This is a genomic window from Dorea amylophila (assembly GCF_025567265.1).
In the GTDB taxonomy this organism is placed as follows: Bacteria; Bacillota; Clostridia; order Lachnospirales; family Lachnospiraceae; genus Dorea_A; species Dorea_A amylophila.
On record NZ_JAOQJW010000030.1, the window covers coordinates 37,589 to 48,540 of the forward strand.

Annotated in this window: 9 protein-coding genes; 4 read left to right on the plus strand and 5 right to left on the minus strand. The window is 43.3% G+C overall.

The annotated features are described in order from the left end of the window. Positions 1–74 precede the first annotated feature (74 nt). The 3 genes from OCV72_RS15540 to OCV72_RS15550 all read left to right on the plus strand — a co-directional run bounded on the left by OCV72_RS15540 (position 75) and on the right by OCV72_RS15550 (position 3,437). Positions 75–1,160: a DnaD domain protein gene (locus OCV72_RS15540; protein WP_055284745.1), complete on the plus strand. Its 1,086-nt coding sequence runs from the start codon at positions 75–77 to the stop codon at positions 1,158–1,160. A gap of 92 nt (positions 1,161–1,252) precedes the next feature. Then, on the plus strand, positions 1,253–2,266 hold the full coding sequence (locus tag OCV72_RS15545; protein ID WP_055284747.1) for an ATP-binding protein: 1,014 nt from the start codon (positions 1,253–1,255) through the stop codon (positions 2,264–2,266). After that, positions 2,253–3,437, plus strand: coding sequence for a ribose-phosphate pyrophosphokinase (locus OCV72_RS15550; RefSeq protein ID WP_028088352.1), 1,185 nt, complete (start codon positions 2,253–2,255; stop codon positions 3,435–3,437). The genes OCV72_RS15545 and OCV72_RS15550 overlap by 14 nt, the downstream gene beginning before the upstream one ends. 69 nt (positions 3,438–3,506) lie before the next feature. Here OCV72_RS15550 and OCV72_RS15555 read toward each other — a convergent pair whose 3' ends face one another. The 5 genes from OCV72_RS15555 to asnS all read right to left on the minus strand — a co-directional run bounded on the left by OCV72_RS15555 (position 3,507) and on the right by asnS (position 9,457). Further along, positions 3,507–5,075, minus strand: a complete 1,569-nt coding sequence (locus OCV72_RS15555; RefSeq protein WP_055284749.1) for an ATP-binding protein — start codon at positions 5,073–5,075, stop codon at positions 3,507–3,509. 9 nt (positions 5,076–5,084) lie between these two features. After that, complete coding sequence (locus OCV72_RS15560; protein WP_081021091.1) at positions 5,085–6,140, minus strand: metallophosphoesterase family protein; 1,056 nt, start codon at positions 6,138–6,140, stop codon at positions 5,085–5,087. Further along, positions 6,067–7,290: a sensor histidine kinase gene (locus OCV72_RS15565; protein ID WP_028088355.1), complete on the minus strand. Its 1,224-nt coding sequence runs from the start codon at positions 7,288–7,290 to the stop codon at positions 6,067–6,069. Before OCV72_RS15565 ends, OCV72_RS15560 begins: the two co-directional genes overlap by 74 nt. Then, complete coding sequence (gene vanR / locus OCV72_RS15570; RefSeq protein ID WP_055284751.1) at positions 7,280–7,969, minus strand: VanR-ABDEGLN family response regulator transcription factor; 690 nt, start codon at positions 7,967–7,969, stop codon at positions 7,280–7,282. The genes OCV72_RS15565 and vanR overlap by 11 nt, the downstream gene beginning before the upstream one ends. Before the next feature lie 96 nt (positions 7,970–8,065). Continuing rightward, the gene (gene asnS / locus OCV72_RS15575; protein WP_055284752.1) at positions 8,066–9,457 is read right to left on the minus strand and encodes an asparagine--tRNA ligase; all 1,392 of its coding nucleotides are present in this window, start codon (positions 9,455–9,457) and stop codon (positions 8,066–8,068) included. A 108-nt stretch (positions 9,458–9,565) separates the two neighbouring features. On the opposite strand from asnS, the gene OCV72_RS15580 reads away from it, so the two are divergent. Beyond that, positions 9,566–10,789, plus strand: a complete 1,224-nt coding sequence (locus OCV72_RS15580) for a 6-phosphofructokinase (RefSeq protein ID WP_055284755.1) — start codon at positions 9,566–9,568, stop codon at positions 10,787–10,789. Positions 10,790–10,952 lie beyond the last annotated feature (163 nt).

A 10,952-nucleotide genomic window follows, 5' to 3' on the forward strand; every position in this document is an offset into this window, starting at 1 on the left:
CGGCTTCCCGGTGCTATAATGTGTCTACAATGAAACGAACGATACAAAGGTTCCGGGGAGGACGGGGAATTATTATGAAGGAATTAAAACTCACAAAATATGTACAGACGAATGCAACTGTACTGGATAATGAATTTATTGACCATTATATGGTCAGAGCGAATGGAGAGTATGTCAAAGTATATCTCCTGCTTCTCCGTCATATGAATCAGTCCTCCGGATATCTTTCTGTTTCCGAACTGGCTGATCTTCTTGAATGCACCGAGAAAGATATCCTTCGTGCATTGAGATACTGGAAAAGCGAAGGACTGCTCGATTATCTGGATGACACTCCGGATGATCCCTCACCAAAGAGCACGGCTCCTTCACCGGCAGCCTCTTCTGGATTACACGATGTGCAGTCCGGCTATATGACATCTTCCATACCTGCAGACTCTGTCTCTGACTCTGCAGCTTTGGCGTCTACAACGAACATCCAGCAGTACCGCAGCCGCAAAGAACGTGCAGAGTTCAAAGAATTACTGTTCGTAGCAGAGCAGTACCTCGGAAAGACACTTTCTGCTACTGATATTGACCAGATTACTTATTTTTATGATACACTGAATATGTCAGCTGAACTTATTGAATATCTGATTGAATATTGTGTTGAGAATGGTCATAAGAGTATGCATTATATTAATAAGGTGGCCTTATCATGGCATGAAGAAAACATAACAACTGTGAACCTTGCCAAGACAAGTTCATTTCTCTATAATAAAAATTGTTATTGTGTCCTGAATGCATATGGTATCAAAGGACGCGGTCCTGCTGCTTCTGAGATTGCTTATATCCGCAAGTGGTCAGAAGAATATGGATTCGCTTTGGAGGTCATCCTTGAAGCCTGCGACCGCACGATGAATTCCATTCATCAGCCAAGCTTTGATTACACCGATTCCATTCTGAAGCGCTGGAAGGACAAGAACGTCCGTCAGTTGAAAGATATCGATGCGGTTGATGCTGACTACCGCAAAGAGAAAGAACGTGCAAAAGAACTGGCAAAAGAACGCAAGAGACAACAGCAGGCTCAGAAGCCTGTAAGCAGCCAGAATAATAAGTTCAATAACTTCGATGGCCGTTCCTATGATATGAACGATCTGGAACGCCGCCTGGTTCAGCAATAAATTATACATATCAGATTTTATTATATGAATGCAAGAGAGCCTGTCACTGACAGTTTTTCTTGCATACTTAGGTATGAAGGAGTTTCCATTACATGGCACTTTCCAATTCTCAGTACGATCACTTAATGCGTACTTATGAACAAAAACAACTGGATAATGAATTTCAGCTCAGAAAACGCTATGAGAAGGCATACGCTCTCATTCCTGAATTGGAGGAAATGGATCATTCCATCTCTTCTTTAAGTGTAAAAAAGGCAAGGCTGCTTTTGGACGGAGACCAGACTGCTTTATCTTCATTAAAGTCAGAGATTGAAGAACTCTCTGCCCGAAAACCTGCACTGTTAAAATCACACGGTCTGCCCGCCAATTATCTGGAAATGCATTACCAGTGTCCCGACTGTAAGGATACCGGTTATATTGGCACACACAAATGTCACTGTTTCAAAAAAGCGATTGTAGACTATTTATACACACAATCCAATCTCAAAGATATCCTTGACAAAGAGAACTTTTCAACCTGTTCTCTGACCTATTATTCCAGAAATCATATCGATCCTCTTACCGGACGGTCTTCTCTGGAATCCATGGAAACCGCATTAAATGTCTGTCACAACTTCGTAGATACATTCTCTGAAGAATTTCATAACATACTATTGTATGGAGACACCGGTGTGGGAAAGACTTTTCTTTCCCACTGCATTGCAAAGGAGTTAATGGATTCAGCTTATTCCGTTATCTACTTTACAGCAGCCGGACTTTTTGATATCCTTGCAGAGAACACATTTGGGAAACGGCAGAACAAGGATTCTGATGTATTCGAACATATCTACGACTGTGACTTACTGATTATTGATGATCTGGGAACAGAACTGCCGAATTCATTCACTGTATCCCAGCTGTTCATTTGTCTGAATGAACGTATATTGAGACAGAAATCAACCATAATATCTACCAACCTTGCATTGGATGATATAAAAACTATTTACTCGGAACGGACATTTTCACGCATCAGCAGTAATTACACCATTCTGCGTATTACCGGTGATGATATCCGTATCCAAAAAAAATTATTAAACCTGGGAGGTACTAATGATGTTACGCCGTAACGATCGTAATCTTGAGAATATACCGGTAGGAGCACTTGGACTGATCGCTCTTGACGGTTGTACAGAGATGGGAGCAAAGGTTAATGACTATCTCGTAAAATGGAGGAAAGAAGATGGACATGTTCATAAGAACGATGTTGCTTTCACAGGCTATGAGAAAGACACATACTTAATTGATGCAAAAGTTCCACGTTTTGGTTCTGGTGAAGCCAAGGGTATCATCAACGAATCTGTTCGTGGTAAAGACCTTTATCTTATGGTCGATGTATGTAACTATAGCCTGACATATTCACTGACAGGAAATGTAAATCATATGTCCCCTGACGATCATTTTCAGAACTTGAAACGTATTATTGCTGCAGTAGGTGGAAAAGGACGTCGTATCAACGTCATTATGCCATTCTTATATGAAAGCCGTCAGCACAAGAGAGGCAGCCGTGAATCTCTGGACTGTGCACTTGCTCTTCAGGAGCTTGTCCGCATGGGCGTTGACAACATTATTACTTTTGATGCACACGATCCTCGTGTACAGAATGCGATTCCATTAAATGGATTCGAGACAATCCGTCCGACTTACCAGTTCATCAAAGGTCTTCTCCGTACATTCAAAGACCTTCAGATCGACAGCGAACACATGATGGCGATCAGCCCGGATGAAGGTGCTACAGGACGTGCAATCTATCTTGCCAACGTGCTTAATCTTGATATGGGTATGTTCTACAAACGTCGTGACTTCTCGCGTGTGGTAGACGGACGTAACCCAATCGTTGCCCATGAGTTCCTCGGATCGTCCGTAGAAGGAAAAGATGTAATCATTCTGGATGATATGATTTCTTCCGGTGACAGTATGTTAGATGTTGCCCGCCAGTTAAAACAGCGCAAGGCAAAACGTATCTTCTGTGCCGCTACATTCGGTCTGTTCACAAACGGACTGGAGAAATTTGACCAGGCATATGAAGAAGGTATCCTGGATGCTGTTCTGACTACCAACTTAATCTATCAGACACCGGAACTTCTGGAACGTCCATATTATATCAACTGTGACATGAGCAAATATATCGCACTTGTTATTGATACACTGAACCATGACGGTTCTATCAGCAGCATCCTGAATCCGATTGAAAGAATTCAGAATGTTGTTACTAAATATAAAAACGGCGAAGAAGTTTAAGATTCTAAAAATGCTGCCTGGAAATTCCCGGCAGCATTTTTATTTTCTATCTTACTTCAATTCAACACGTTATAGTTCTATTTTATGATAAGCAATTCCCGCTTCATTCATCACCTGTTCTTCTCTCTTCTGACAGGTAAACAACAACACCTGTTTCTTATGTGCTTTCAGCCACTTAAGTGTCTGCAGCATTCTCTCTTCATCGTAATATGCGAACACATCATCCAGAATCACTGGCATCTCTTCTTCGCACAACAGTTCTCCGACCGCCATACGCAATGCCAGATAGATCTGTTCTACTGTTCCCCGGCTTACCTGTTCAATCTCCACCAGTTTTTCGTCTGTCACAAGCGATACGTGAAGTTTTTCATCTGTGACGAGCTTTGTATATTTTCCCCCGGTGATCTCACGGATGATCGCAGAAGCCTTCTCATTCAGATCTCTTTTCAAATACCCTCGCATTGCTCCTGACAGCTGCTCCAGATGCTCTGCTGCCATCTGAACTGCCTGGCGTTTCATTTCGTATTCTCGGGATTGTTCATTGATCTCATCCAATTCTGCCAGCTGCTCTCCAAGATTATCATACTGAATTGTTTTTTCTTTCAGTTCTTCTGTAATATGGGCCTTTTCCCACCGTAACTTCTCGATCGGAACCTTTTCTTCTTCCTGCGTGATCTCTTCCAAAATGATCTCCGGTTCCGTCTTTACCTGTTTCTTTCCGACTTTCATCCGGTTCCATACATACAGGCCAAATGCAAGGAACAGTACAATCGCCACCAGATAATTCCATGGTCTCGAAAGTATGATCACTGCAGCCACGATAACCAGTGCGAATATCAGTATCTCCATCGGATGGATCCTCCATTTTTCCGGACGTATCTCATCCATGACACCTTTTCCATGTTCTCCTTCCAGCTGCCGTTCTTTCCGTTTTTCTTCCTCTTTTCCGGCTCTGTACTCCAGTTCTTCCTCCACCCGGTCGAGTTCCTCCTCCAGATGATGAACATCACGCCAGATAAACGAGACTTCCTGTTCCAGTTTTTCACGCTTCTGCTGCTTTCTGGACATCTCCATGCGAATCTCATTTTCCAGAACCTTCTTCCTGCCTTTCAGCTGTTCCAACGCCCCATTCAGATCGATCTCTCCATTGCCTGAAGTATAATAATTTGTCGCATAATTTTTCAATTCCATCGCCATACTTTCGCCCATCTGTGCATTTCTCTGGCTCATGGAAACCGTATTCTCATAACGGTCAACATTCATCTCTCCAAGCAGCATCCGCAGATCCCCGTCCTCTACAGAAAGGACCTCTCCATCCTCTATACAGACAAGCTCTGCCTTTTTGGAATATTTATCAAAATTTCTTTCAATACGGAAATGTTTCCCTCCGCTTGCAAATTTCAGTGTTCCGGAATAATAATTCGGATTGTCCCACGGTTCATAGATGCTGAATGTATCATTCTGCGCCGCTCTGCCTCTTCCCCGTTCGATTCCGAAGAGCATCCCTTTGATAAAGGTATGGATCGTAGATTTTCCCGATTCATTTTCCCCATGGATCAGATTGATCCCTTCTTCCAGATTGATCTGCCGGTCATGAAATTTTCCAAAGTTTTTTAACAATAATTCATTAATCTGCATTTTTCGGTTCTAGCCTCTTCTTGTCTCCATCAACGCCCGTACTCCCTCACAGAGTGCCTGATACTCCAGGCTGTCCGCCGGATACCCATCCAGGCTTTCAATGTATTGCCCAAGAATATTTCCTTTATTTTCATTTTTTAATTTTGTAAAATCATACGCCGGCTTTGTATGATCCGTAATCTCCACTATATTACCATAGGGATCCATATGATCCAACTCATACCAGATATCCGGATCACGATATCCGGTTAATGTGATCTTATACATATGCTGCATTCCCTGCTCTGCTATCATATCTGTAATTTTCTGCCTCAGTACATGACCGGTTACAGATTTATCCACCTTTACCTCGCAGTTTCTGTATTCCCGCAACGCATGTGGTACAAACCGGATCTGACAGCCTTTTCCGGTAATTCTTCCCTCGATATAGCCATGCCTCCCGATATCTCCTGTATCCGTCGGTTCCAGCGAACCGGCATACGCCATCCTGTTTTCCGCCAACAGCTGTGGTTTATGAATATGACCGAATGCCACATAATCATAGCCAAGTGTCATAATCTGATTGCTCTTGATCGGAATGTGTTTCTCATCACCGCCGTGTGCAAGCAATATCTCATATTTCTGCCGTCCTTCCGGGACTGCATGATCATAGACCGGATCATGGATTTCTCTGGAATGATAACTGCATCCATAGACAGCCGTCTGGATCCGGTCAAGTTCCACACAATCAATCTCCTGCGAACAGATTATATGCACATGCGGTGCCCAGGAAAATGTCCTGTAATAAGAATTTTTCTTAATATAGTCATGATTGCCGGCAATCATGACCACCTCCGTATGTTCCAGCATCTCCAGTATGGAATTCATTTCTTTTAATTCTCTTAACAGGGGTTGTCTGTGAAACAGATCTCCGGCAATCAGCAACAGATCTGTCTTCTTCTGGTTACAGATTGTTATGATATCCCGAAAGCTGTCCCAGAGTTCCTGTTCTCTATTTTGACTGTAGGCGTTTCCCGCGTCCGGTTTTGCCCCTAAATGCAAGTCTGCGATGTGTATGAACTTCATCCTTGCTTCCTTCTTTCTGTTCTGTCTTTTCCTTCGATGGCAATGTCACGACAAACTGCGTCTGATTGTCATCACTTTTTGCCAGAATTCTGCCCCCATGCAGCTCCACAATCTGTTTGGCGATTGCAAGTCCGAGACCTGCGCCGCCGGTTCCCGTTGATCTGGAACCATCCACACGGTAGAACTTTTCGAATATTGTCTGAAGCATATCACCCGGAATCTTATCTCCTGCATTGGTAAATGTGATCTCGATATCCCCGTCCTTTATCTTTGCTTCAATCCGGATCTCCGTATTTGCATAGCAGTAAGCAATTGCGTTTCTTAAGATATTATCAAATACTCTTGCGAGCTTGTCCGGATCTCCGTAGATCATCAGATCTTCTTCTACATCCACTTCACAGGTCAGTTTCTTCTCCTGCAGAACTCCGTACAGCTCGTCTGCCAGCTGTTCCAGCATCATCGTGAGATCAATCTCTACCGGTTCCAATTCAATGTTCTGAAGATTATATCTGGTGATGTCAAAGAATTCGTTGATCAGTTCACCCAGCCGGATGGATTTTTCCAGGGCAATATGTGTATATGCTTCTCGTTCTTCTTCCGGCATGTCCGGATGATCTTCCAGCATCGTAAGATATGCCACAATGGAAGTCAGAGGTGTCTTCAGATCATGTGCCAGAAAAAGTACCAGGTCATTTTTCTTCTTTTCACCTTCCGTTGCTTCCAGCTCCTGCCGTTTCAATGTCGCTTTGATCTCATTTAACCGGATCTCGATAGGCTTTAATTCTGTGATCAGGTGGATGGGATCTGTTGATTCCGAGATGATATTTTCAATTCCGTGATCGATCTGATCCAGATATTTAGTCATCTGGGAAAGTGCCACATAAAAGAAAAGCGCAAAAAGGATCAGATACCCAACGATCATATAGAATGTCTTGTTATCTCCGACCAGTTTCCAATAGAGGTGGATCGCCGTCTTTTCATTTACATTCAGAAACACCAGAGCATCTACAAAAAACCTGGCAAAACTGTCATTATAAATTCCATCGATCACAAATTTGAGCAGTACCCCTCCTACCAAAACGGTAAGTGCTGTAACCAACACTGTCTGCAGGAGGATACTGAATTTCAATTTCCGATAATTATTCTTCAACCTTATAGCCCACTCCCCACACAGTCTTGATAAAATCAGACTTGCCTGTCGGTGCACTCATCTTCTCGCGGAGATGACGGATATGCACCATCACCGTGTTGTTACTGTTCTTATAATATTTCTCATGCCATACTTTCTCAAATAACTCTTCCGAGCTTATGACCTTTCCCCGGTTCTCACAGAGAAGCCAAAGGATGTCAAATTCTATCGGAGTCAGTGTCAGCGGCACTTCATTGTATACACATTCATGAGACGTACGGTTCAAAAGTAATCCTCCGAAGTCCAACACATCGCCTTCTTCCTTGGTTCCTTCGTTGTATTGTGTATATCTGCGAAGCTGTGCTTTCACTCTCGCAACTAATTCCAGTGGATTGAACGGCTTCGGAATGTAATCATCCGCTCCCAGCGTAAGTCCTGTGATCTTGTCCATGTACTCCGTCTTCGCCGTCAGCATGATCACCGGGAATGTATACTTCTGCCTAATCTGCTTCAGTATCTGGAAACCGTCAATATCCGGAAGCATGATATCCAGGATCGCGAGGTCGATCTTCATACTATTGATACAGTCCAGTGCATCCTGGCCGTTATAAAATTTGAATACTTTGTACTGATCATTCTGAAGATAAAGCTCTACTACATCAGCGATTTCCTTTTCATCGTCTACTACTAATATATTCATACTGCCCTCGATTCTATACAGGGACGGGAGATTTCCAAAAATCCCCCGTCCCCATATATATTTTTATATAAGTTTTTCAAGTGTCGTTATCCACCATTACAGTTCGCAGTTATTGACAGTTCTTGGGAACGGAATCACGTCACGGATATTACCCATTCCTGTCAGATACATTACGCATCTCTCAAATCCAAGTCCGAAACCTGCATGTCTTGTAGAACCGTATTTACGAAGATCCATGTAGAACTTGTAGTCTTCTTCTTTCAGTCCCAGTTCATCCATTCTTGCTTTCAGCTTATCGTAGTCATCCTCTCTCTGGCTTCCTCCGATGATCTCACCGATTCCAGGTACCAGACAGTCTACTGCCGCAACGGTCTTGTCATCGTCGTTCAGCTTCATGTAGAATGCTTTGATCTCCTTCGGATAATCTGTTACGAATACCGGACGTTTGAAGACTTCTTCTGTCAGGTATCTTTCGTGCTCTGTCTGAAGGTCTGTTCCCCATGTTACTTTGTATTCAAATTTATCATTGTGTTTCTCAAGAAGTTCTACAGCCTCTGTATATGTCACTCTTGCGAAATCAGAAGATACTACGTTGTGCAGTCTCTCCAGAAGTCCCTTGTCTACGAATGAATTGAAGAAGTTCATCTCTTCCGGTGCATTCTCAAGCACATAGTTGATGACGTATTTTAACATTGCTTCCGCAACGAACATATCGTCATCCAGATCTGCAAATGCCATCTCAGGCTCGATCATCCAGAACTCTGCCGCATGACGTGTTGTGTTAGAGTTCTCTGCACGGAATGTCGGTCCGAATGTATAAATATTGCGGAATGCCTGTGCGTAAGTCTCACCATTTAACTGTCCGCTTACAGTAAGGCTTGTCTCTTTTCCGAAGAAATCTTTGGAATAATCTACGCTTCCGTCTTCATTCTTCGGTACGTTATTCAGATCCATAGTCGTTACCTGGAACATCTCTCCTGCACCCTCACAGTCACTTCCTGTGATCAGTGGTGTATGCACATATACGAAACCTCTCTCCTGGAAGAACTTATGAATCGCATATGCTGTCAGGGAACGTACACGGAATACTGCCTGGAATGTATTTGTTCTAGGTCTTAAATGTGCGATTGTTCTCAGATATTCAAAGCTGTGACGCTTCTTCTGAAGTGGGTAATCCGGTGCGGATGCTCCTTCTACTTCTACAGTATCTGCCTGGATCTCGAATGGCTGCTTTGCCTGAGGTGTTGCTACCAGTGTACCTGTAACGATTACTGCTGCACCTACATTTAACTTGGAGATCTCTGCAAAGTTGTCCATCTTGTCGTGATATACAACCTGTAAAGGCTCAAAGAAGGTTCCGTCATTTACTACGATAAATCCGAATGCTTTGGATCCACGGATACTTCTTACCCATCCTCCGATTGTTACTTTCTGATCCATGTATGAATCTCTGTTTTTATACAATTCTCTGATTGTTGTCAATTCCATACCAATGTTTCTCCTTTTTAAAAACTCACATATATTTCTATTATACCATATCCCCCTGGTTTATGTTATACTATATTTACTGAATTTAAAAAGTTAGGAGATTATCATATGAAGAACTTACTAGTTGCACAGTCCGGCGGACCAACTTCTGCAATCAACGCAACCCTTGCCGGAGTAGTTGAGAACGCACTTTCCAGCCCGTCTGTAGATAAGATTTACGGATCGATCAACGGAATCCAGGGAGTGCTGACTGAGAACCTGGTAGATCTGAAAACTAAAATTACAAATGTATCCGAACTGGATCTTCTTTGTCAGACCCCTGCTTCTGCACTCGGCTCCTGCCGTGTGAAATTAAAAGATCCTACTGTGTGTGCAGATGAATATGAGACCATTATCTCTGTTCTTAGAAAATACAATATTGACTGCTTTATCTATATCGGTGGAAATGATTCCATGGATACAGTGGACAAGCTTTCCAAATATCTGAACGCCAAGGGAATCACAGATATTACGGTTGTCGGTGCTCCTAAGACCATCGACAATGATCTCTGCGGAACGGATCACTGTCCTGGTTTTGGTTCTGCCGCAAAATATATCGGAACTACATTTGCCGAGCTGGAACGCGACTGCCACGTATACGCAACTAAAGCAGTAACTATCGTAGAAGTCATGGGCCGTGACGCCGGATGGCTGACTGCCGCTTCCTGCCTTGCCCGTGCAAATGGTGCGAAAGGACCTGACTTCATCTATCTCTGCGAAGTACCATTCAGCATTGATACATTCTTAAAAGATGTAAAAGCAAAACTGGAAGAACAGGATGCCGTGATCATCGCTGTCAGCGAAGGCGTGAAGAACAAAGACGGCCGTTACATTTCCGAAGAAGTACAGAGCTCTGCTGTAGATTCCTTTGGTCACAGCTATATCGCCGGTGCCGCAAAGGTTCTGGAAGATGCTGTCAGAAATGAGATCGGATGCAAGGTACGTTCGATCGAACTGAACCTGATGCAGCGCTGCGCCGCACATCTTGCAAGTGCTACCGACATCCAGGAATCCAGAATGCTCGGAAAGACCGCCTGCCAGTATGCGCTCGGGGGTGCAACCGGTATGATGGCTGCTGTGATCCGTACTTCTGATAAGCCTTACGCTACAGAATTCAAGGCACTTCCAGTATGCGATATTGCCAATGCGATCAAGAGTGTACCTGCGGATTATATTAATGATGCGGGAAATGATGTAACGGAAAAGATGGTGGATTATCTGACGCCGTTGATTCAGGGGGAAATGAATACGGTGTATGAGAACGGGATTCCGAAGTATATTTATTTGTATTAAATTGGGATTTAATTTATTAACTGGGGAAGCGACCTCTCAGTCCTTGAAGGAAACAATAGATAAGGATTATTGTTCAGGTTCCATACCATAAGAAACACTAAGAGAGTCAGAATCACCTAAAAGCAAAGGAACTACGCTCAAACTCGGCGTTCGCCTCAAACAC